The sequence below is a fragment of the Sorangiineae bacterium MSr12523 genome (assembly GCA_037157775.1).
Lineage (GTDB): Bacteria > Myxococcota_A > Polyangia > Polyangiales > Polyangiaceae > Pendulispora > Pendulispora brunnea.
Genome location: CP089982.1, coordinates 9977120 through 9999352, shown reverse-complemented (window position 1 = coordinate 9999352; position 22233 = coordinate 9977120). Strand labels below are relative to the sequence as shown.

General features: G+C 65.1%; 16 protein-coding genes. 2 read left to right on the top strand and 14 right to left on the bottom strand.

The window, feature by feature from the left end:
* Positions 1-10: 10 nt before the first annotated feature.
* Both LZC95_39110 and LZC95_39105 read right to left on the bottom strand, forming a co-directional pair.
* Positions 11-1078, bottom strand: a complete 1068-nt coding sequence (locus tag LZC95_39110; protein WXA92447.1) for a hypothetical protein — start codon at positions 1076-1078, stop codon at positions 11-13.
* Between the two features lie 226 nt (positions 1079-1304).
* Positions 1305-2642 carry a sigma 54-interacting transcriptional regulator gene (locus LZC95_39105; GenBank protein WXA92446.1) on the bottom strand — a complete coding sequence of 446 codons (1338 nt, stop codon included), beginning with the start codon at positions 2640-2642 and terminating at the stop codon, positions 1305-1307.
* Between the two features lie 663 nt (positions 2643-3305).
* On the opposite strand from LZC95_39105, the gene LZC95_39100 reads away from it, so the two are divergent.
* Complete coding sequence (locus LZC95_39100) at positions 3306-3617, top strand: hypothetical protein (GenBank protein WXA92445.1); 312 nt, start codon at positions 3306-3308, stop codon at positions 3615-3617.
* Between the two features lie 154 nt (positions 3618-3771).
* Here the strand turns inward: LZC95_39100 and LZC95_39095 are convergent, their stop codons facing one another.
* From LZC95_39095 to LZC95_39075, 5 genes are all read right to left on the bottom strand, one after another.
* Positions 3772-4446 carry an ABC transporter ATP-binding protein gene (locus tag LZC95_39095; GenBank protein ID WXB00256.1) on the bottom strand — a complete coding sequence of 225 codons (675 nt, stop codon included), beginning with the start codon at positions 4444-4446 and terminating at the stop codon, positions 3772-3774.
* A gap of 66 nt (positions 4447-4512) precedes the next feature.
* Positions 4513-6768, bottom strand: a complete 2256-nt coding sequence (locus tag LZC95_39090) for an ABC transporter permease (protein ID WXA92444.1) — start codon at positions 6766-6768, stop codon at positions 4513-4515.
* 6 nt (positions 6769-6774) lie between these two features.
* Complete coding sequence (locus LZC95_39085; GenBank protein ID WXA92443.1) at positions 6775-8484, bottom strand: lysine--tRNA ligase; 1710 nt, start codon at positions 8482-8484, stop codon at positions 6775-6777.
* Positions 8485-8503: 19 nt separating this feature from the next.
* Positions 8504-9650 (bottom strand): peptide chain release factor 2 gene (gene prfB / locus LZC95_39080; GenBank protein WXA92442.1). Its coding sequence is split into 2 segments (ribosomal slippage): positions 8504-9580 and positions 9582-9650, totalling 1146 coding nucleotides; the frame shifts between segments, so codons are not numbered across the junction.
* Positions 9651-9671: 21 nt separating this feature from the next.
* Positions 9672-10844 (bottom strand): low temperature requirement protein A, encoded by a 1173-nt coding sequence (locus LZC95_39075; GenBank protein WXA92441.1) that lies wholly within the window; start codon positions 10842-10844, stop codon positions 9672-9674.
* Positions 10845-11379: 535 nt separating this feature from the next.
* Here LZC95_39075 and LZC95_39070 point away from each other — a divergent pair.
* Positions 11380-11556, top strand: coding sequence for a hypothetical protein (locus tag LZC95_39070; protein WXA92440.1), 177 nt, complete (start codon positions 11380-11382; stop codon positions 11554-11556).
* 156 nt (positions 11557-11712) lie between these two features.
* Here the strand turns inward: LZC95_39070 and LZC95_39065 are convergent, their stop codons facing one another.
* The 7 genes from LZC95_39065 to LZC95_39035 all read right to left on the bottom strand — a co-directional run bounded on the left by LZC95_39065 (position 11713) and on the right by LZC95_39035 (position 22227).
* Complete coding sequence (locus tag LZC95_39065; protein ID WXA92439.1) at positions 11713-12105, bottom strand: hypothetical protein; 393 nt, start codon at positions 12103-12105, stop codon at positions 11713-11715.
* Between the two features lie 54 nt (positions 12106-12159).
* Complete coding sequence (locus LZC95_39060; protein ID WXA92438.1) at positions 12160-14946, bottom strand: hypothetical protein; 2787 nt, start codon at positions 14944-14946, stop codon at positions 12160-12162.
* A 1347-nt stretch (positions 14947-16293) separates the two neighbouring features.
* Complete coding sequence (locus tag LZC95_39055) at positions 16294-17373, bottom strand: hemin-degrading factor (GenBank protein ID WXA92437.1); 1080 nt, start codon at positions 17371-17373, stop codon at positions 16294-16296.
* On the bottom strand, positions 17370-18173 hold the full coding sequence (locus LZC95_39050) for a heme ABC transporter ATP-binding protein (protein ID WXA92436.1): 804 nt from the start codon (positions 18171-18173) through the stop codon (positions 17370-17372). The genes LZC95_39055 and LZC95_39050 overlap by 4 nt, the downstream gene beginning before the upstream one ends.
* Positions 18170-19249, bottom strand: coding sequence for an iron ABC transporter permease (locus LZC95_39045; GenBank protein ID WXA92435.1), 1080 nt, complete (start codon positions 19247-19249; stop codon positions 18170-18172). Before LZC95_39045 ends, LZC95_39050 begins: the two co-directional genes overlap by 4 nt.
* Entirely contained in the window at positions 19249-21426 is a 2178-nt protein-coding gene (locus tag LZC95_39040; protein WXA92434.1) for an ABC transporter substrate-binding protein, read from the bottom strand. The genes LZC95_39045 and LZC95_39040 overlap by 1 nt, the downstream gene beginning before the upstream one ends.
* 3 nt (positions 21427-21429) lie before the next feature.
* On the bottom strand, positions 21430-22227 hold the full coding sequence (locus tag LZC95_39035) for an HmuY family protein (GenBank protein WXA92433.1): 798 nt from the start codon (positions 22225-22227) through the stop codon (positions 21430-21432).
* Positions 22228-22233 lie beyond the last annotated feature (6 nt).

The following is a 22233-nucleotide window of genomic DNA, read 5'->3' as shown; positions in this document are numbered from 1 at the left end:
TCCTCATGGGCTAGTAGGTCGTCGTCAGAGTTAAGCAACTACCGAGCCCCAACGTCGTTCGGGGTCCGGAAGCACGACCCGGTGTTCGTGAATGCGACCAATCTACGAAGAACACTGCGAGAGTGGCCGTTGCTACCGCTCCAATCGCAGTGAGACCAAGAAGCACGTTCGTGCGCGTTTGTGCCCCACGCCCCTCGCTCGCGCGATCGGCAGTGCGGTTCAACTCGAACTCGTCGTGCTTCGCGTTCGTATCGATTCCTGACGCGATCGTGAGTCCACCCAGGACCGCGGTGGTAGCAGCTCCGACCCAAAACCACGTTGGGGACATATGTCGGGAACCGCCTGGATTACCCTGGTTTTGCCCTTGCCCGACAGGGTACGACATTGGATCCTTTGATATAGGATTATGTGCGACATTGGCTCCTTGGAGTGGAGCGGGGGCAGCAGGATCGGGACGCACTTCGACTTGCTCACGCGATGCGATCACGACGTCGCGATGATCTTCGCGACCGTCGATCTTCATGCTGAGGACATGACGTCCGACGCCGATCCACGTGCGTGCATTGACGGGCCACGGACGGTCGTCGACTTGCGCAGCGCACGTGTGTTGCGCTGCGCACTGAATGGTGAGTGTGCCCGTGCGTACTTCGTATTCGGCGTGCGCACGTGAAATGAGTCCGGTGAGCACGGTGCGATCGCTGGACGCAGGTGATTGCGACAGCCGTGCTTCGGCGCGCGTGGTGAGATCCATGACCATGGCCGCACGACCCGCGCGCATGGCCGAGTCGAGCGCGAGTTGAAGTGCGAGCGTGTTGGGTGCGAGCGTATCGGCACGCGAGAACTCGTCGGCTGCGCGCGCGTAATCCTTCGCGTCGAAGGCTGCGGCGCCGCGATCGTAAGCTTGCGCAGCGGCAAGTTCGTTTTGCGCGTTCTTGTTGGAGGTGGAGGCGGTGTTTGTATTCTGCACTGATACGGACGAGCCGGCGGGCTTCGACGGCAGGGTCGCCGTGAAGTCCTTCGGCTTGATCTTGCCGTCGTCGGCGCTCGCGTTGCCGCTCGATGCGAGCGGCAGCGCCATAGCGCACAAAACGCCGGCAATTGACGGTAATCCCCTCACCATTCTGGCCTCATTCGATAGTTACGGACGTCAGGTATCGGACTCAATTCGCCCTTTGGGGTGATGGGACCCGTCCGTAGGTCGGATCCCCTTCTCGCGGGGATCCTCGAGGTGCCACCTCTCCAACGGAGCAGTGATCGCCTACGGTTCCACCCGCGCGATGGGGACGGCCTTCAGATCAAATGGCCTATCGCTTCCCCAATCCGTGTCTTGCGAGAAGCCTGCCGAGGTACGTCCGATCCAATCCGGATATCCGAGCCGCTGCAGATTGGTTGCCTTGTGTGCGCGCCAGCAGTGCGCGCAAGTAGACGACGGTGAAGTCTTCCACCAGCGCTTCTTTTTGCGCGAGGAAGGGACGGTCGAGGTCGACGTACGCAGCCAGCGCAGCCGCGAGTGCGCCTTCGTTGGCCGCGCTTTTATCGCCCGGCAAATAACCGAGCGCCGCATACGCTTGGACCAAGTTGCGCAACTCGCGCACGTTGCCGCGGAAGGTGCGTGACTTCAGTTGTTCGATGACCGCTTGCGGAAGCGTCTTGGTGCCTGCTTGCTCGGCCAAACGGCGTGCAATCGGCTCGATGTCCTCGGGACGTTCGCGCAACGGCGGGATGCGCATGCGCACGACAGCAAGGCGATAGAAGAGGTCTTCGCGGAAGCGACCTGCTTCCACTTCTTCTTCGAGCATGCGGTGCGTAGCGGCGACCACGCGCACGCGCACCTTGCGTGTTCCATCGGCACCGACGGCGCGGAGTTCTCCGGTTTCGAGCGCGCGCAGAAGCATGGGCTGCACGTCGAGCGGAAGCTCACCAATCTCGTCCAGGAAGAGGGTTCCACCGTCGGCGCTTTCGAACGCACCCTTGCGCGCTTCCACCGCACCGGTGAACGCTCCGCGGCGATGTCCGAACAACTCGCTTGCCACCAAGTCGCGTGGAATGGCACCGCAGTTGACCACCACGAGGGGGCCGGCGAACACTTCCGATCCTTCGTGAAGGGCGCGAGCGATGAGCTCCTTACCTACGCCTGACTCACCTTCGACCAGGACCGTAACGAGCGAACCCTCCAGCCGCTCGAGGGTCGCGAAGATGCGCCTCATCGCATAAGAGGCGCCGACGATGTTGCGGTACTCGTCGTCGGGGTAGGCGGCCCCTTCTTCTAGTGATTCGGTGTCGGCGTCGATGGCGATTTCGGCAGCGCCGACTTTGATACGCGAACCAAGCGAGAGCACGGCGCGCTCGATGCGCTGTCCGAGGTAGTGCGTACCGTTGCGGCTACCAAGATCCGTCACGCGCACGCCGTCGGGCACGAGCTCGAGTTCGGCGTGCGTGCGCGAGACCGTAGGCGACGTGACGACGAAGTCGGACGTGGGTGCCGAGCCGATGATGCACTTGCCCGCGGCGAGCCGATGCGGCTTCTGACCCGCAGGCTCGATCACGCGCAACATGGCGCCGAGCGGCTTTAGATCGGGCAGATCGTGAATGAGCGTCGACGTCGCTGAATCGAGGCCTTCATCCGTAGGGTCATGCGCCATGTCGTGAGGAGTCTATGTTAGCGAGCTTGCGGCTTCGAGACAGCTGTGCGTGCGGCTGGGACCGCGCAGTTCGTTCCGTCTCCGCCAGATAGATGTCAACGGAACCACTCTTGTAAGCCTACGCAACTCCGGCAAAAGATCCAAAAGAGCCTTTTTTATTCCGCTCCAGGTAGCGCAGCCGGCAAGCGGCACGTGGGTTGCTCAATGGGTGGGCAGTCCTGGCGTCGAGCCTACCGAAGACATGCTGGGGCGAAGACTGTGGGCCCGGGGGGGTGCCACCAAGGGAGGGGAGTAGGAAGGAGAGGAGTGGCCCGCGCGCGCGACCCGCCTGGCGCGCGCGCGGGCCCGAGGGGTACTCACCACCCTGGTTAAATTAATGAGTCGATAGCAGATAGCAGACGTGCGCGCGCCCAACGTAAGGGCCGATAGTCAGTGATTGTTCGCCAGGTCGTTGCAGTCGAGCAGCGGCAGCGGAACAAGTCCGGCGAGGCCGGAGCCTTTGTCGCTGCCTTCACGGAAGGATCGCCTAGACGTGATTTCGACCCACGCTTTCTGCAGCACACATCGCGCCGGTCTCGCCGGTTTCGTCCCGCTGCCGCGGTTCCAGCACCACGAAGTTCCGTGTCCGAGACATCCAACCGACTTGATGAGTGCAGGGGGGACATGAGCGAGATGAGCGTGTTGGAGCACTTGCTGGACGACGACGATGACGAGCGAAGCGAAGAGGCTTCGGCGCAACTTCGTGTCGGGTATCGGAACCTTTCGCTTACCGTGAATGGTGTTCCCGTTGCCGATCCCCAGCGAGCTTTGATGGCCTGCCGAGGAAAGATCCGAGACGTTCAGGTCTTCGTCTTCGGCGATCGTGTCGAGTTTTTCATGATGCTCCGCTTCGATCGCGAAGCCGACACCCTTCGCGTCCCGCCCGAAATTTTGCGCGTGCTGACTTCGGAAAAAGAGTCGAACGACCCGACGTAGCTGCGAGCTCGAACCGCCAAGACACCAAGGACGCCAAGAGTGGGATGGGGGGGCCCGATCGTCGAGTAGCACTCGCCGATGAATCTTCGCCCTTGGCGTTCTTGGTGTCTTGGCGGTTCAACGAGATCGTTCGTCTCGTAAGGACGGCAGTGGCTTACGCCGTGGCGGAGTTTTGTACTTCGGCGACGCTGGGGCGGCGTTCGTCTTTTTCGACGCGGCCGTCTTTCAAAGTGACCACGCGGGGCATGCTGGCGGCGAGGGCCAGGTTGTGCGTGACCACCACGATGGTGGTGCCGCGCTGCTTGTTGATCGTGAAAAATAGATCGTGAATTTGCGCGCTCGTGGACGAGTCGAGGTTGCCCGTGGGCTCGTCGGCGAGGAGCAATTTGGGCTCGAGCACCAGGGCGCGCGCGAGGGCGACGCGCTGCTGCTCGCCGCCGGAGAGCTCACCCGGGCGATGAAGCGTGCGGTCCTTCAGGCCGACCTCCTCGAGCAGCGCACGCGCACGCGGCTCGAGATCGCGGCGCGAGCGACCCTGGATGAGGCCCGGCATGAGCACATTTTCCAGCGCGTTGAACTCGGGCAGCAGATGGTGGAACTGGAAGACGAAGCCGATGGTGCGGTTGCGAATGTCCGCCAGGCGCGAGCTCGTCACCTGCGTGAGCTCCTCGCCGGCGAGGCGCAGCGACCCGCTCGTCGGAATGTCGAGCGTGCCCAGGCAGTGCAAAAACGTGGACTTTCCCGCGCCGGATTGCCCGACCACACCCACGATTTCACCCTCGTGGATGGCGAGATCGATCCCGCGCAAGACCTCCAAGGTGCGTCCCATGTGTTGGAACGACTTGCGGACGTTATCGGCGACGACCAAGGCGTTGGGCACGGCAGATTCTCCCTTTTACTCGTAACGTAGGCCATCGACCGGGCGCAGGGTCGAAGCCGCATAGGCTGGATAGACGGTGGCCAAGGTGCAAATGGTCATCGCGGCGAGCGCCACCGAGAGGAAGTCGAGCGCGTCCACGTTGATGGGCAATCGATCGATGTAATAGACATCCGGATCGAGCCGCACGCCGAACCATTTCAAACCGGTGCAGAGCGCCAGGCCCGTGGCCACGCCGAACACCGTGCCGATGGCCCCGATGATCATGCCCTCGGTCATGAAGGTGCGCAAAATGGAGCGGTCGCTCGCACCGATGGCCTTGAGGATGGCGATCTCCTTGCCCTTCTCCGTGACCATCAAGAGCAAGGTGCAGATGATGCAGAAGCTCGCCACGATGATGGCGATCGACAGAATGATGAACGTCGCAAAACGCTCCAATTTGAGCGCCGAAAATAGGTTCCGGTTGATCTCGCGCCAATCGCGCACGCGCAGATCGGGGCGCTGCATCGCATCGGTGATGGCCGGGGTGAAGAAGTCGGCGCGCTCGGCATCCTCCACCTTGACGTCGATCGCGTGGATCTTGTCGCCCAGGGAGAAGTACTCGTCGGCCATTTCCAACGTCGTGTACACGTGCGTGGCGTCGTATTCGTACATGCCGCTGAAGAAGATCGCGGCCACGCGGAATTTCCGCGTGCGCGGCATCACGCCCATTGGGCCCAAATCGCCCAGCGCGGAGACCAAGGTCACCTCGTCGCCGACGTAGACGTGCAGCGTCTTGGCGAGCTCGCGCCCGATGATGATGCCGGGGCGCGCGGGCTTGGCCATGATGGACTCGCGCACCGTGGGGTCGATGTCGTCGGGCAAGCCCAGCTCGGTGCCCTTGAGGAACTGCTCGCCGTGCGAGCCGAGGCCGATGACCTCATCGGGTGGAAGCTTGGCCAGCTTTTCCGGATGCTCCAGGTATTCGAATTTGCCGACCTCGATGTTGTTCGGCAGCTCGATGACCCCGCCAATGGTGACCGGATCGACGCCGCGAACGATGACGCCGGACAGGTTCGAGGGGCTGGAGATCATCCCCTCGCCGTGGGCCACGGGGGTGGCGCCCACGACGCCGGGCACCGCACGCACCTTGAGGAGCACGTCGTCGTAGTTGTCCCACGCCGATTGGCTCGTCATGTCGATGACGATGTGCGCGTTGTTGCCGAGGATCTTCCGCTTCAGATCCTGGCCGAAGCCGCCCATCACGCTGACCACGCTCGAGAGCGAGCACGAGGAGAGCGCGACGCCGGAGATGGAGAGAATCGAGATGACCGTGAGAAAGCCGCTCTTCTGCGCGCGAATGTGGCGTGCTCCGACGAACGACGCAAAGCTCCGGCCCTCGAGCCGGTCGAGCGCGTGCGGGAGCAGCAGCGCGAGCCCCACGATGATGGCAATGACGCCGCTGACGATGGCGGCCGCGCGGATGGCGGTATCCTGCGCGGACCACGCGGAGCCGCGCAACGTCGGCATGGCGCGCACCCAGACCGTGAGCCCGATGAACAGCGCAACCAGGGCGACGAAGGTCACGCGCAAGAGCCGGCGGACGACGCGGCGCTTGTACTCGGGATCGAACCAGGGCAGGTCATTCCGGCCGGTGGTGCGCGCGTAGCCGTAGCTCATGCCGAGCTGCTGAATGCCCAGCAGAACCAGGAGGCCCACCACGGGGACCATGAAGCTCACGAGCACCAGCGGCGCCAGCACGACCGCGTGCAGGAGAATCGAATCGAGGCAGTGCGAGGTGGCGCGCCAGCTCTTGCGCATCGCCTCGAAGAGCTTCGCGTCTTCATCGACCATGAAGAACGCGGTGAAGGCGAAGCGCAGCTTCCAGACGATGCCGATGGCCAGCGCCGGGATGAGCGAGACGAGCGCCCACGGCGACCACGCCCGCGATGCGAGGCAGACAAGACCGGCCACCATGGGGACGAAAAGGGTGACCAAGGTCCCCAGCGCGGCCTGCCCCAGAAGGCGCAGCCCGCGTCCAATGGCGCGCCGGAAGGTACCCGGTTCCGCCGGGGTATCGCGCACGGCGGCGAGCGACCGCTCTGCGAGCTGCGCGAGAAAGATCGGGGTGGCCAGCGGAAAGATGAACGCCGTGAGGACGGCGCCGATGAGCGGCCCGATGAGCGATTTCCAATGCCGAAGGAAGGAGCTGGTGCCGATCCCGAGCGCCTCCCCCGGTGTCCACGGCTGGACGACGCCCTCCGTCGACCAACGCTGACTTCGCTCGTTCGACATGGCCGGCTAGACCTCGGCCCTAAGCAGAGGGAACAGAATGACGTCGCGGATGGACGGCGCGTTGGTGAGGAGCATGGTCAGCCGATCGATACCTAGGCCGAGGCCTGCGGTGGGCGGCATCGCATGCTCGAGGGCGCGCACGTAGTCCTCGTCGTAATCCATCGTCTCTTCCGCGCCCTTGGCCTTCATGGCGACCTGCGCGCGGAAGCGCTCGGCTTGGTCCTCGGGATCGTTGAGCTCACTGAAGGCATTGCAGAGTTCGCGGCCGCTGACGAAAAGTTCGAAGCGATCGACCAACTCCGGGCGCAGATCGTTCCTGCGCGAGAGCGGGGACGTCTCGTACGGGTGATCCTTCACGAAGACGGGGAGGCTCTTGCTCCCATCGGCGGAGCGGTAATCTTCGACCAGGAACGGCTCCGAGAGGTACTCGTAGAGCGCGAAAAGCCGCTCGCCGTCGTTTTCGCATTTGAGCATGCCCTTGCGGAAGTTGCCCCAGTCGATGGCCTTCGCGCGCGGCGAGCTCTTCGACCACTCTTTGATGCGCTCCCCGAAGTCGGCCCGCAACAGATCGACCAGGCCCGCGCCGCTCTTCTCGACCGCGCGCACCCAATCCGCGATCTGCGTGCGCTCGGCGGCGCGCTTCACGGCGTCCTCCATCGGGAGGCGGACGAACGGTTCCTCGAAGGTGAAGGTGCGCGCCTCGACCCACGTGCGATGCGCCTCGGGCATCGCGCGCGCAAGCTGCGCGTCCACGCGGCGGAGCAAGGTCTCCGTGAAGTCCATGAGCGTCTCGTACGTGGCGTACGCCCAGTAGAACTCCAGCATGGTGAACTCGGGGTTGTGGCGCGTGCTGATGCCCTCGTTGCGGTAGCAGCGACCGATCTCGTACACGCGCTCGAGGCCGCCCACGATGAGGCGCTTCAAATAGAGCTCCGGCGCGATGCGCATGAAGAGCTCCATATCGAGCGCATTGTGGTGCGTGACGAACGGGCGCGCGACGGCGCCGCCGATGAGCGTGTTCAAGGTGGGCGTCTCCACCTCGAGGAAGTCCGCTTCGTCGAAGGTCGCGCGGATGGCCCGCACGATGTAGCTGCGCGCGCGGAAGACCTCGGCCACGCCGGGGTTGGCGATCAGGTCGACGTAGCGTTGGCGGTAGCGCGTCTCGACGTCGGAAAGGCCGTGCCACTTCTCCGGCAGCGGGCGCATGGCCTTGGTGAGCAGGCGAAGGCGCGCGGGCTCGATGGATAGCTCGCCGCGCTTCGAGGCGGTGAGGGTGCCCTCGGCCTCGATGATGTCGCCAATGTCGAAGTCGTCGAGCCGCGCGTACTCCTCGCCCAGCGCGGCCTGGCTCACCAGGAGCTGAATCTCGCCGCTGCGATCGCGCAGGCGCAAGAACGAGAGGCCGCCCGCGGAACGATGGGCGATGATGCGGCCATGGACGTGGAACGTGCGCCCCTCGGCGAGCTTCTTGACCGCGTCCTCGCCGTATTTGCCGTCGGCGCGGGCCGGCTCGGCGAAGGCTCGGAGCTGGCCGATGTCCTTCGTCTCCGAGCCGGGCAGGCGCGGGACGACGTCGTTGGCAAACGGGTTTTCACCCCGCGCGCGAACGCGCTGCGCCTTGGCGCGGCGCGCCTCGAGCAGCGCTTGTTCGGCGGATCCTAGCGAGCTTCCCTGCGGAGCTCGCGGCGAAGGTGCGTTCGGGTCGGACGGCGACATCTTGGTGGCCGTGGGTTTATCATGCCAGGTCGGCCGCGTCGTCGGCGGAAACACCCTTTTTCAGGTCGCCGCCGGCGGCAGCGAGCAGGTACGCCTCGATGAAGGCATCCAGGTCCCCGTCGAGGACGGCGTCCACGTTGCTGTTCTCGTGCGCCGTGCGCGCGTCTTTGACGAGGCGGTAGGGCGCCAACACGTAGTTGCGGATCTGGCTACCGAAGTTGATGGCGCTTTTGGTGGCCTGGTACGCCGCATTGGCCTGCTCGCGCTTTTGCAGCTCCATTTCATAGAGCTTCGCTTTGAGCATTTTCATCGCCATGGCGCGGTTTTGATGCTGCGAGCGCTCCGCGCGGCAGACGATGTTCAGGCCCGTGGGCAGGTGGCGCAACCGGACCGCGGTTTCGACCTTGTTGACGTTCTGCCCGCCCTTACCGCCGGCGCGCATGGTCGTAATTTCGATGTCCTTGTCCTGCACCTCGATCTGGATGTCGTCGTCCAGGTCGGGGGTGACCTCCACGGCGGCGAACGCGGTTTGCCGCGTGTGATCCGCATTGAAGGGGCTCATGCGAACCAGGCGATGGACGCCATTTTCGGAGCGCAAGTAGCCATAGGCCGAATCGCCCGCGACGGTGAAGGAGGCGGCATCGATGCCGGCTTCGTCACCCTCTTGGAAGTCGACGATCTCCGTCTTGTAGCCGCGGCGCTCGCACCAACGCATGTACATGCGCAAAAGCATTTGCGCCCAATCCTTGGCGTCGGTGCCGCCGGCGCCGGGATGGATGGTGACGATGGCGCCCGAGCGATCCGCCGGGCCGGAGAGCATGCGGGCCAGTTCGGTCTGGCGAACGCGCTGTTCCAACTCGGGGATGGTCTTGGCGACTTCCGCGACGGTATCGTCGTCTTTTTCCGTGGCACCGAGCTCGAGCAGAACGGAGGCATCCTCCACGTCGCGTTCGAGCTTTTCGAAGTTCACCACGGTTTGCTCGATGCTCGAGCGCTTGCGGGTGAGGGCGAGGGCCTTGTTTTGGTCGTCCCAGAAACCGGGAGCCAGGGTCTGCTCGCCAAGGCGATCGAGTTCGCGCTTCAGTCGAGCGACGTCAAAGATGCCCCCTTAGCGCCGTGAGGCGCCTTTTGAGGTCTTGGAGCGAGTCGCGGGATTCGGTCAGCATGGTTCGGTTGCCTTAGCACATTTACGGCTCGACCGGATGCTCCCGGGTGACGGCGACCATGAGGGCGACCAAACCGGCCACGATGGCGGCCGTGATATGCACCGGCGCCGGGGAAAAGGCGGCCGCAAGTACGAGGCCCGCGGCCACCGGGAAGCCAATGGCAATGGGGCGGCACTCGTTGGAAGGGCCAATGTGCAGCAGCCAGGTGGATATCAGGTAGATGGCCACGGGGAGGGGGATGGCCAATCCCGCGGGGAGGTGGGCCAAATGGCCTTTGTGGGTGTCGTAATCGACCGCGACCTCCATGCCGGCGCCGACCGCGGCGGCCGACGCGAAGATGAAGTAGTGGCCATAGCCCCAGACGACCGCCGTTCGAAACGAGGTGAGTCGTCGATGGCCGGGCCGGTCGAAATAGAGCCACCACATGGAAAACACGATGACCAAGCCGGCCGCGGCGAGGGAGACCAGGCCGGCGATGTTGTGCCCTTCTTCGAGGCCTTCCTGGATCGCGCTGGTGGCGCCCACGACGGTCTCGCCGAGCACGATGAGGGTGAAGCACCCGTAGCGCTCGGCGATATGGTGCGCATTCCACGTGGTGTGTCCGGCGTGCTCCGCCCAAACGGGAACGGCGAGCTCGGCGAGCGTGAGGCCGAGGAACGAAGGAACGAGCCACGGCGTGGGAAGCAAAGGCCGCGCGATCCACGCGACTTGGAGAGCCGCAATGCCCAGGACATACCGCAAGGCCGTGCGTCGTCGCTTGGGATCGCCGCGTGCAGCGCGAAGCCATTGCGTGACGCCGGCGAGGCGCATGACGACGTAACCCGTGACCACGACGGCGAAGTCGCCCTCGAAAGCACGCGCGACCCCGGCCGCGATCACGAGGCCGCCGGCGATCTGTACGAGTACGGCAAGCCGGTAGGCGACGTCATCGATGTCGTAGGCGCTGGCAAACCAGGTAAATTGCAGCCACGCCCACCAAATGGCGAAGAAGACGCAGAGGTAATTGAACACCCCGTGCGCAACGTGGTTCTCCGCGAGCGCATGGTGCAGCGCCGCCCCCGCCCGACTCACCGCCACGACGAAGCACAGGTCGAAGAGCAGCTCCAACGTCGTCGCCGCCCGATGCGCCTCGTGCGCCTCGCGCGCGAGCATGGGCCGATACCAAACGCGAAGCCGGGGCGGAGATTCGGCCATCGGCCCTCCTTTGTACCGCGCCCCCCGCCCCAAGATCGAGCCCTCGAAAAATCGGCCTCGGAAATCGGGCTCGGACTCGGACTCGGACTCGGACGCCGACTCCGACGCCGACTCCGACTCCGACGCAGAGTCCGACTCGTCCGATTCCGACTCGTCCGATTCCGACTCGTCCGATTCCGACTCGTCCGATTCCGACTCGTCCGATTCCGACTCGTCCGATTCCGACTCGTCCGATTCCGACTCGTCCGATTCCGACTCGTCCGATTCCGACTCGTCCGATTCCGACTCGTCCGATTCCGACTCGTCCGATTCCGACTCGGAGGATGTTGGGCACGGGCGGGAACCCGTGCCCCTGCGGGCGTTACCGTTTGGCGCCGAGGCGGTAGAGCATGGCTGCGACGCGGTCGAGGAGCTGCTCTCCGTCTTCGATGTCCCTCGCGTGTACGTACGCCCATGCGACTGCCACACGCAACGCGGTACGAGACTCGTGAGTCGAACCCGCCGCCGTAGAGAACCGTGCGATGCGATGCCCCCCTTGGCTACGATTCCCCTCGGCGATGTTCAACGCAACGGAGCTGAGAGCCCTCCGAAGCTGCTCGCCCAGATCCCGGTCACAGCGCCGAATACCTGCAACGATAGGCCCAAGGACTTCGATGGCCAGCAGCGAGACTTCGAGGACGTGAAACGAGGAGGGGCGGTGGGTTGGTTTTGATTGCATGCCCCTCCCAGCGAAAGAAGCGTGACAGCGCCCCCGCCCCCACCCGCCATTAAACGAGGGCGCTGGCGCGCTTCTTTCGCGCCCGGCAGGCAATCAAAACCAACCCACCGCCCCGCCTTCACCTCCAACCGCAGCCAACAATGTCCTGTCCTACTCGGAGTCGGAGTCGGAGTCGGAGTCGGAGTCGGAGTCGGAGTCGGAGTCGGAGTCGGAGTCGGAGTCGGAGTCGGAGTCGGAGTCGGAGTCGGAGTCGGAGTCGGAGTCGGAGTCGGAGTCGGAGTCGGAGTCGGAGTCGGAGTCGGAGTCGGAGTCGGAGTCGGAGTCGGAATCGGAGTCGGAGTCGGAGTCGGAGTCGGAGTCGGAGTCGGAGTCGGAGTCGGAGTCGGAGTCGGAGTCGGAGTCGGAGTCGGAGTCGGAGTCGGAGTCGGAGTCGGCGTCGGCGTCGGCGTCGGAGTCGGCGTCGGAGTCGGCGTCGGCGTCGGCGTCGGCGTCGGAGTCGGCGTCGGCGTCGGCGTCCGACGCCGACTCCGACCGACAAAACACAACGACCGCGCATCCGGAGATGCGCGGTCGTCGCGGGTTCCGCGGTCGGGGTGCTCAGTTAATCACGGGGTGCCCGCACTTGAACTGAACGCCGCCACCGCCGCACGTATCGCCCGGGGTCGTGCATTCGCCGCAATCGATGAGTCCACCGCACCCATCGCCTGCCGGACCGCACTGGTACCCGCGTTCGGCGCACGTGAGCGGCTTGCAACCGCCGCAGACGCTCGGCGAACCGCCGCCGCCGCACGTCTCGCCCGGCTTGGTGCACGCGCCGCAATCGAGCTGGCCGCCGCAACCATCGCCGATCGGCCCGCAGGTCGCGCCCACTTGTGCGCAGGTTCGAGGGGTGCACGAACCTTCGCCGCACACGTTGGGCGTGCCCGGGTTGCCGCCACCGCAGACCTTGCCCGGAGAGCAAGTCCCGCACTGGACAACACCACCGCATCCGTCGGCCATCGGCCCGCAGTTCGCGCCGGCCGGGCAGGTCTTCGGAACGCACGTGCTGTTGCCGCACACATTCGGCGAGCCGCCGCCGCCGCACGTCTCACCCGGCTTGGTGCACGGGCCGCATTGGAGGACGCCGCCGCAACCGTCACCGATCGGACCGCAGGTCGCACCCGCCTGGGAGCAGGTACGCGGAACGCAGCTCGGGTTGCCGCACTGATTCGGGACGCCGCCGCCACCGCACGTCTGCGGAGGAATGCACTCACCGCAGTTGAGGATGCCGCCGCACCCGTCCGCGACCGGACCGCAGGTCGCACCCGCCTGGGAGCAGGTGCGCTTCACGCACTGCGACCCACCGCACTGGCTCGGCGTTCCGCCACCGCCGCAGGTCTGCGGAGGCGTGCAGTCGCCGCACTGGATGATGCCGCCGCAACCGTCGCCGACCGGCCCGCAGGTCGCACCGGCCTGCGCGCAGGTGCGCGGGCGGCAGGTGGGAGGCGGCGGGGGAATGTCCGGCTGGATGCACGAGGCCAGGTCGAACAGCATGAACATCAGGATCTTCTCCTGCGCCGAGATGCTGCTGTCTCCGCAATGGTTCGGGAACCTGGAGCCGTTCGTGTCGGAGTTGGTGACGTGGAAGTCGCTGAAGATGACGCGGCCGCACTGCTGATCGGCCGGCTTGTTCCACGGCATGTTGAAGGTGAAGTGCTGCACCTTGCGGGCATCGGAGGCGCCGTAGAGCCAGCGCTGCGACGGAGAGTTCACCCCGCGGAGGTCCCAACGCGCCTCGTTGATGGTCACTTGCGGCGGGTTGTTGCCAGACAAAGCATCGACATTGTCCAGCCACTCACGGAACGCCGCGCCCTTCGGGAAGCTCGTATCGACGTTGGCCGTCAGGCTATCCATGCCGTCCGAACCGTCGCTATCGACCTGCCATTGGGCTGCCTGGGAGAAGGGCACCTGGTTGTAGAGCCAGGCGTAGTTGTAATGGGTCGCGAAAACGCGCCCGCCGTTGTTCGTGTAATTGACCACCGCCTGCTTGCGCGCCGAGGTCTCGTCGTTGTGGAAGCCTTCGCACGCGAAGAGAACTTGGTCGTACTGGTTGATGGTCGCCTGGTTGTCGACGAGCACGTCTTCCGAAACGGCGTTGCCGCTCGGGGGTCGCCCCGGCTGGTGTCCGTCCCGACCCGTGTCGCCCTGGTACATGCGAATCCGGCCGGTGCCGCTCGGCCCCGTGAATTCGGTGTCGTCGATGCCCATCTTGCGGAGCAAGCACTCGAGCGCGTCGACGTTGCCGGTGGAGAGAGCGGTCAGCGGAATGTCGCCTTCGCCCTTGTTCCTCGGAAGGCGCGTCAGCGTTTCGGGGATGGTCGTCACCTGGCAAGCCGGGACGTTCGACACCCGAATCTGTCGCCGCCAGCGACCGAGCTGGATGACCACCGGGATATTGTTTCCAACCGGTACATTGGTCAGCGTGAAGGAGCCGTCCGTGCCGGTGGTGGTGCGAACGAGCGGTTTGCCCGAGACCTCCGACGAGCACTGGTTGCACGAAACGCCATTGGTCGGGAACGGATCGACGGGGGCCGTCGGCACGTAAACGATGGCGTTATATAGAGGAAGGGTTCCATTCGGGGCGTAAACGACACCCTTAAGCGTCGTCTGCGTCGTCCCTGGGCAATTCACCTGTCCCGCGTCCGGGGGCTCGCCGCCACCGCACACGCTCGGCACGCCGCTGCCGCCGCAAATAGCCGGCTCGACGCAGGTACCGCATTGAATGGTGCCGCCGCACCCGTCCGCGACCGGTCCGCAGTTCGCACCGGCCTGTGCGCATGTGCGCTTTACGCACGGCGTGGAGTTGCCACCGCACACGCTGGGGGTTCCGCCGCCGCCGCAGGTTTGCGGCGCCGTGCAGGTGCCGCAGTTGAGCGTACCGCCGCAACCATCGCCCGCGAGACCGCAGGTCGCTCCGATTTGTGCACACGTCTTCGGCACGCAGGCGCTGCTGCCGCCGCACTTGCTGGGTACTCCGCCGCCGCCGCAGGTTTGTGGCGCCGTGCAGGTGCCGCAGTTGATGAGGTTTCCGCAGCCGTCGCCTTGCTGCCCGCAGGTGGCACCGAGCTGTGCGCACGTCTTCGGGGTGCAGCTACTCACACCACCGTCGACGACCTGGCCTCCGCACTGACCGGGTTTCGCGGGATCGCCACCGCACGCCGTTCCGGGCGCGCAGGTGCCGCAGTTCTCGATGACGCCGCCGCAGCCGTCGCCAGCTTGGCCGCAGGTAATGCCTTGGTCCTGGCAGCTCCTGGGGCGGCAACCACTGTTACCACCGCATTTGCTGGGGACTCCGCCACCACCACAGGTTTGGCCGGCGGGACACGTCGGTTTGCAGTCGATCAAACCTCCGCATCCGTCGGAAACCGGACCGCACACGTCGCTTTCCGGCGGGCAAATTTCGGCCTTCGTCTTCGGCTTGCAATTGTTCGTGGTGGAACCGCATTCGAAATGCTTTCCACCGCCGCCGCAGGTCGTGCCGGGCGCACAGGCCCCGCATCCCAGCGTTCCGTCACACCCGTCGCCCTCCAACCCACATTTTTGGTCGGGAGCGCACGCCGATTTGGGTGTGCAGTTAACCGGGGGCGCCTTACCGTCTGTCTGACCGAACCCGCCGCCCGCATCGGAATTGCCGTTCCCTATTGGAGGGCCACCGTCCTGGGCGTTGGGATCGAAGAAACTTTCATTGGAACTTCCACACGCAGCCGCCGTCACGGCGACAGCCGCTATAAGCACCGAAACCCTGATGCCCATCCGCATCTGACGTACCTCCGGTAAACCGACTAATTGCCGCGCGTACTAGGAATTAGTGCGAATAGTTCAAATTCGATTTTTAATCGGAACGCGTACAACTTGACGCACTACTCCTGGTGACACGCGGGCTTCGAACGAGAGAGCAACGACGGAAATCGGGGGCGCGGTTGGATTTTTCGGAGACGTTTCGTGCTAGCAGGTGCGCCGTCCGCGGCGCTGCGCACGCACAATGGACTCCTCTCAACGACGCCGTCCAAAACGAACCTGGACACCAAGACGTGGCAAGCGAGGTGAGTATGTGGACACTCACGTTGCCGCGTCGTTACCGGAGGTGACGATTCGCTTTTGGACGATACCGATGTCGGAACGGTGCTGCGCTTATACAAGGTGCCGGTTACGAATGTCCGCCGGGCAGGGGCGGTGTCGTTTGGATATCGGGATGGCCCGGTCGAAGACCTGAGTAGGACCTGACTCGGTGCTGAGTAGTGGATGGTGGCCGCAAGCGGATTGTTTCGAAGTGGCTTCAGTCTGGTAGGAGACCCTGCTCCGGCGTCGGTGGAGTGCCGGATGGTGCAGACAAAAAAAGCGACGCCGGCAATAGTGCCGGCGTCGCGCGGAGAGATGGGCGTTGCCTGGTGCTTCCACTGGCTTAGGGATCCCCGTCGAAGTTCAACGGGGTCGTTGAATATCGATTATGATTTTCAATCTTACCTGGACAGGTACCTCCTTGTGGAGCCGCTACATGAGGTAAACGGCTTTCAAGGTCTCGTGACGCGCAGTTACGTGACGCGGGCACCAGGCGACTATCTCTCCGCAAAGACTCGTCTGCTTGTTTTCCTCCCAGCGCTGTCTTGACAGCGGTGCGTGGGGCGCTCTCCGCGCCTCGCTCAGTTAATTAGAACCACCACGCGCCACGTACGCAAGGGAAATGAAATAGGATTAGGTCAAAGAAGTAACATTTTGGTTTAGCGCGGCCGGGAGTGCTTCCACTGCGCTGCGCCAAGCGGGGTTCTCCGTTTGACCTGGCTTTCGAAGCCCAACGAGCAGTGCAATCTGCTCACCTTCGCGCGTGTAGAGCTCGAGCGATGTGACGTTCCCGTCTTTGGTGGGCTTGCGCACGACCCAGGCTGAATCGATTAAATCGCGCTGGACGTGCAGGTTGAACGTCGGGTCGAGCACGTTGATCCACGGTCCGGTCGGAACGACCTTGGTGATGGCGCCGGAGTAAATCTGAATGATTCCCGCGTTGCCGACGAACACCATGATCGATAGGCCCGACGCCGCCGCGCTCTGCAGGATCCGCTCGAGGCTGTCGCGCTCCACCGGATAGGCCAAATCGGAGCCTGCCAGCCGGAGCGCTTGCGTTCGGGCAACGCTGAATCGCTGCAAAAGTCCGAAGAACTCGTGCGTGTCGGTCATGGCAAGCCAGGCTTGCCGAAGCCCATCGACATCGATTTCCGCGTCGGGACGGACCGGTCGAACTTGCGCGGGCGGCGCGAGCTCCAAGGCCGCGCTGGACTTCGCGCGGTACGTCTCGATCAGCTCGAGGAAGGCCGTTCGGTCACTTTCGGCGCGAAGGTAGATCTTGTGGATGGCTCGGCCGGTCTCGTCGAAAATCTGCAGGCTTTCCGAGGTGCCGCGCGATGTCTCTTCGCGCACGAAAAACGCGTATCGCCAGACGCGAAGGAAGATGCGCAAGTCAATGGTGCCGAGGCTCTGGCCATGGGCGCCGAAGAACTCGATGCGATCGTAGTTGCCCTCCACTTCGATGACCGCGGGTTGATTGCGCGTAATGGCTTTGACGAGTCCCAACTTGGGGAGGGCGGATACGAAGGCAACCCAATCGGGCACCTCGAGGCGTACGGCGATAGGGCCCGACGAGCCCGACGGGGCCGTGCACGCCGAGGCGACGAGCTCGCATTCGGTGACATTCAATTTGTTCGCGGCATCGAGCGCGAACAGTCGTTTCTCGGAGGCCCGAAGATCAAGCCACCGCTCGTACAAATCGTTTTGATTCATGACCGGACCTCCGATGATGCGGAACGCGTGACAATGAGAGGACAGTCGAGCTCGGGGTGCGGGAGCACCATCGCCTCGACGGAGAAGACCTCGCGCACCAATTCCGCCGTGAGCACGTCGCCCGGCGGGCCCTCGGCCACGCGGCGGCCGGCGCGAAGGACGGCAATGCGATCGGCGGATTGTGCGGCGAGATTCAAATCGTGGAGCACGGCGACGACGGCCACTCCGTCTGCCGCCATCTTTCGCGCCCAGTGCAACACGGCGTGTTGGTGATGCAAATCGAGGCTGTTCGTCGGCTCGTCCAAAAGAAGCACTCGGTGTTGCCCTTCGGGTGCCTCCCAGATTTGGGCCAGGGCGCGCGCGAGCTGGATGCGCTGGCGCTCGCCGCCGGAAAGGGTGACGTAGGTTCGCTCTTCGAAGGCGAGCGTGTCCGTTGCGGACATGGCCAATCGCGCGATGGCGGTGTCGCGCATCGATTCGGTGCCCGCGATATGGGGCGAGCGCCCGAGCAGCACCACGTCGAATCCGGTAAAGGCGAAGCGAAGGTCTTCGTGCTGCGAAAGGACGGCCCGCACCCGCGCGCGGTCGTGCACGGACCATTCGGCGAGGGGGCGGTCGCCCATGCGGACCTCGCCCGACGATGGGGTGAGCTCGCCGGAGAGCATCTTGAGCAAGGTCGATTTGCCGGCACCGTTGGGGCCGACGATGGCGACGACCTCGCCGGGTTTGGCGGCGAGCGACACCTCGTTCACGAGAGGGATCGCGCCGGCGCGAAAGCTGACGTTGCGTGCCTCGATCATCCGAGCCTCCCGCGTTCGCGCACGAGCAGTGCGATGAAACAGGGCGCGCCGACGGATGCCGTGACGATGCCCAACGGAAGCTCGGCGGGCAACACGGCGGTTCGCGCAAGGGCGTCGGCCCAGAGAACCAAGCTGGCGCCCAGGAGCGCGGAGCCTGGGAGGAGCACGCGATGATCGGGGCCTGCGGTGAGCCGCACGACGTGTGGGACGATGAGGCCGATGAATCCGACCACGCCGGAGACCGCGACGGAGGTGCCCACGGCGAGCGCGATGAGCACGGTGGTGACCTTCTTCACGCGGTCGGCGGCGACGCCGAGGTTTCGTGCCTCCGATTCGCCGAGCAAGAGCGCGTTGAGCGCGCGTGCAAAGCGCGGCAGCAGTGCGACGGGGGCGGCGAGAAACAACGCCGTCGCGAGGACGGTCTTCCAAGTGGCGCCGCCGAGGCTTCCCAGGGTCCAAAAGAGAATCGTGCGAAGCTGCGCATCGGTGGCGGTGAAGGTGAGAAGGCCCGTGAGCGCGGCACATAGTGCGGCGACGGCGATGCCCGCGAGAAGAAACATGGATACGACGATGCGGCCTTCGACGCGGGCGAGGCGCTCCACGAGCCATGCCGCGCCGAGCGCACCGAGGAAGGCGGCCACCGGCAGCATGTGCGGTGCAGAGATCCACGGCGCGATGGCTTGCGCCCAGTGCGCGCCGAGCACGATGGCGGCGACGGCCCCCAGCGCACCACCGCTGGAGATGCCGAGCAGGCCCGGATCGGCCAGCGGATTGCGAAAGACGCCCTGCATGGCCGCACCCGCCATGCCGAGCCCCGAGCCAACGAGCACGCCCAGCACGACGCGTGGCAAGCGGATGGCGAAGAAGATCGCGGTGTGCTCCTGCGTCGTTTCCACGGGCAGTGCGATGCCGGCCTTGCTGGCGAGGAGTGCAGCGATTTCGAGCGGCGGCAGCGGCACGCCCCCGAGGGCCGCGGCGAGAATGGCCGATGCGGCGAGAAGCGCGATCAGGCCGGGGAGGATCAGCCGCCGTCGCGTGCGGGGTTGCGGAAGCGGAAGCGCGGCCGGCAGGAGCATCAGTCGGGTTCCGACGCGAGCTCGGGATGAATCTTTCGCGCGAGCTCCCGGATGGCCTGCCCCGTGCGCGGACCGAAGCCGAGCAGGAGCAGGTCATCCATGGCGACGAAGTGCTTCTCTTTCGCCGCGGGGGTTTGTGCGATGCCGGATACCTTGGCGAGGCCCTCGGCGCCGCCCAGGCTTTCCAATCCGCGCGCGGGGACGAGGATGATGTCGGGCGCCGCCTCGACCATCGCCTCGGGGGCCATGGGTTTCGAGCCATCGAATCCGCTGACCGCGTTGATGCCGCCGGCGAGGCGCACCATCGAGTCGGCGGCGGAGTGTGCGCCGAACACGTGCAGCAGATTCTGGCCGCGCGCATAGAGGGCTAGCACCTTGGGGTGCGATGTTGCCTTGGCAACCAGTGCGCCGGCGCGGCCGATGTCCGCGTCGAAGTCGCCGAGGGCCTGCTTCGTGTCGCGGCCGAGGAGCTGCCCCACCTTTTCGATGCGCGCCCGTGCCGCCGCGACCGATGGCTCCGAGGGAATGATCTCGAGGCGCACGCCGGCGCCGCGGATCTGCTCGAGTGCGGCAGGCGGGCCGGCTTCTTCGGCGGCGATGACCAGGGTGGGGGTAAGGCTCAAGACGCCCTCGGCGCCGAGGGTGCGTTGGTAGCCGACGCGCGGAAGCTGATTGGCTTTGTCGGGGTGCACGCTGGAGGTGTCGGTGCCGACGACCTGCTCGCCCGCGCCGAGGAGAAAGACGGTCTCGGTGACCGGTCCACCGACGGAAACGATGCGCGCCGCTTGCGTTGGTTTGGCGGACGAGGTGCGACCGCACGCGGCCGCGAAGAGCGCAAGCGCGAGGATGAGGGCGAAGGAGCCGCTGCTCGAGCTCTCGTGCGATGAGACGGAACAGCCGCCCGAGCTCGAGTTGGAGCTCGAACCCGGGTCTGGCGGCGGAGGGGTTTCGATCGGCGGAGGTGTGCTCAACGTGAGCGCAAAGGTTGCATCGGTTTTGTTCGTGGTCACGCCGCTGACGACGAGGATGGATTCGGCCTCGACGCGCGTCGGAATCGTCGTCGAAAGCGCTGTCGTGCGATCGATGCGCGCGATCCCGTCCTCGAGCGGAACGAGTGTTGCGGCCGTGCGCGTGGGATCCGCCTCGAAGGCGAGAAGCTTCGCCGCGTCGACCTTCAATCGATAATAGAAGGACGCGAGGCCTGCCGTGGCACGTCGCACACTGCCCTCGGCCGGGAAATCCGGCACGCTCGACATGGGGTACTTCTTGGCATCACGGTATCCAGCGTTCATGGCACGTGTTCCCGTCGCCGTGTTCCAAACGGCAAAGCGCGTAAACTCAGTGGCGAGGCTCGATGGGCGCAGGACGGTATCCGTCGCCTTCAAGGCCGGGCTGCCATCGGCACCTTCGGCCTCCAAAATGGTGCGCACGATGTCGTTGCCGCGTGTCTCCGTCAGGTACACCGGCCAGATCGCGCTGCCATAAAGATACGCGGCGGACGCCCCGCCCGGCGGAAGATCGAGGGAGCGCGATGGCTCGCGAAAGAACGCCGGCAGAAACGACTCCAGATCGGTGAGCGTGGGATCCAGTGTCTTTGCCGCCCACTGCGCAGTCCCCTCGGCCCAGAAGCGATCCATCTGCGCGTCGTAGGCGTTCTGCACGGTGTGAAACACCTCGTGCGGGAGCACGGTGCGGATGCCTATTTCGGCCGTGGGGTACCTCTCCCCGAGTTGGCTCTCGGCCAGGATGAAGCTCGCACACTGCCGTCCCACGCACCGCTCCGGCACCGCGGTGCCGTCAGCCCCCGTGAAATGCACGAGGTACACATCGAGCCGGCCGTCGCCGCCGTTGGAACCGCACGCGGTGTCTTCGTCGGGCGGCGGCGCGCGAAATCCCATACCCGCGTAGCGATCGAGCGCATCTTGCGTCACCGCTGCGGCGCGGGCTACCTCGTCGGGCACTCCATCGGGGCGCGTGCTCGCCGCATGGACGCGATGCTCGCCCTCCGTCGTGTACCAGATGCGCGTGCGCGCTTCATCGAAGTGCGCGACGGCCGCGGCGCCATACGCGTAGCCGGCGTAACCGGCAGGGTCGGTGGGACGCGTGCAGGTCTGCGCATGGGCCTCGGCGACGCCCGCCGCGAGAAGCACGCCGAGCGCAACGCCGAGGGCCCGCATGACTCAGAGCGCCCCGACCTTGAAGGTGAAGTGGCCGCCCGCCATCCCGGTGCCGCCGTCGGCCGTCGAGTAGTACGAGAGAATCTGCAGCTTGAAGAAGGCCCCCGCGGCCGTTCGCACGAGGAACGTGCCCTCCTTGGGCGTGAGCACGTGCGTTGCGTCGTTGTAATCGTACCAGCCGCTGAACGTCGTTTTTACGCTGCCAAACTCGTCGCGCTTCGGCGTGCAATTGTCGTCGAAGAAGTTCTCCGTGTCGAAGGTCTTGCCCTGCGTGTCGGCGACGGTCACCTCGTCGAACGGCTTGTCCGCCAAGAACAGCGCGCTACCTTGGCCTTTGCCGCCATCACCGCTGTTGGTGAAGATGACATCGCGTTTGAGCGCCAAGTCCCAATCGGCGGAGGCGCCGGCGGATTTGTCCGTCACGGCGACCTTGGTGGAGGCGAGCTTCAAGTAGATGCGCGGGTTCGTGCTCGCCCCGTTCAAGCCGCCGGCGCTGGCGTTCACGTAGATGCGTTGCGCATTCCCTTCGGTGGCGTACACGTTGACGTCGCCCGTAGACACCGTGTCGATGGGCTTGAGCAATTGCTCCTTGGCCGCCGAGCATCGTTCGCCGGCATCGGAGCCCGCGTCCGTGGCGCCCGTACCCGTGTCGGCACTCTGGGCGTCGTTCGATGCCGCGGTGTCTTTGCCCGCGTCGACGCCAGGGTTGTTCGCCACGGTGTCGTCGCCGCTGCAACCCGCCGCGCCGGCGGTGATCGCCATGGAAGACAAAAGAAGCCCAGCGAAAAGGCTATGTTTCATAGCTCT

Bases quoted from the DNA above. Each gene is read 5' to 3' on its own strand.
- LZC95_39095 (WXB00256.1), bottom strand. From the start codon at position 4,446: ATGGGACGCACCTTGGAGGTCTTGCGCGGGATCGATCTCGCCATCCAC.
- LZC95_39035 (WXA92433.1), bottom strand. From the start codon at position 22,227: ATGAAACATAGCCTTTTCGCTGGGCTTCTTTTGTCTTCCATGGCGATC.
- LZC95_39085 (WXA92443.1), bottom strand. From the start codon at position 8,484: ATGTCGCCGTCCGACCCGAACGCACCTTCGCCGCGAGCTCCGCAGGGA.
- LZC95_39100 (WXA92445.1), top strand. From the start codon at position 3,306: ATGAGCGAGATGAGCGTGTTGGAGCACTTGCTGGACGACGACGATGAC.
- LZC95_39055 (WXA92437.1), bottom strand. From the start codon at position 17,373: ATGAATCAAAACGATTTGTACGAGCGGTGGCTTGATCTTCGGGCCTCC.
- LZC95_39050 (WXA92436.1), bottom strand. From the start codon at position 18,173: ATGATCGAGGCACGCAACGTCAGCTTTCGCGCCGGCGCGATCCCTCTC.
- LZC95_39045 (WXA92435.1), bottom strand. From the start codon at position 19,249: ATGCTCCTGCCGGCCGCGCTTCCGCTTCCGCAACCCCGCACGCGACGG.
- LZC95_39105 (WXA92446.1), bottom strand. From the start codon at position 2,642: ATGGCGCATGACCCTACGGATGAAGGCCTCGATTCAGCGACGTCGACG.
- LZC95_39040 (WXA92434.1), bottom strand. From the start codon at position 21,426: ATGCGGGCCCTCGGCGTTGCGCTCGGCGTGCTTCTCGCGGCGGGCGTC.
- LZC95_39110 (WXA92447.1), bottom strand. From the start codon at position 1,078: ATGGCGCTGCCGCTCGCATCGAGCGGCAACGCGAGCGCCGACGACGGC.
- LZC95_39075 (WXA92441.1), bottom strand. From the start codon at position 10,844: ATGGCCGAATCTCCGCCCCGGCTTCGCGTTTGGTATCGGCCCATGCTC.
- LZC95_39090 (WXA92444.1), bottom strand. From the start codon at position 6,768: ATGTCGAACGAGCGAAGTCAGCGTTGGTCGACGGAGGGCGTCGTCCAG.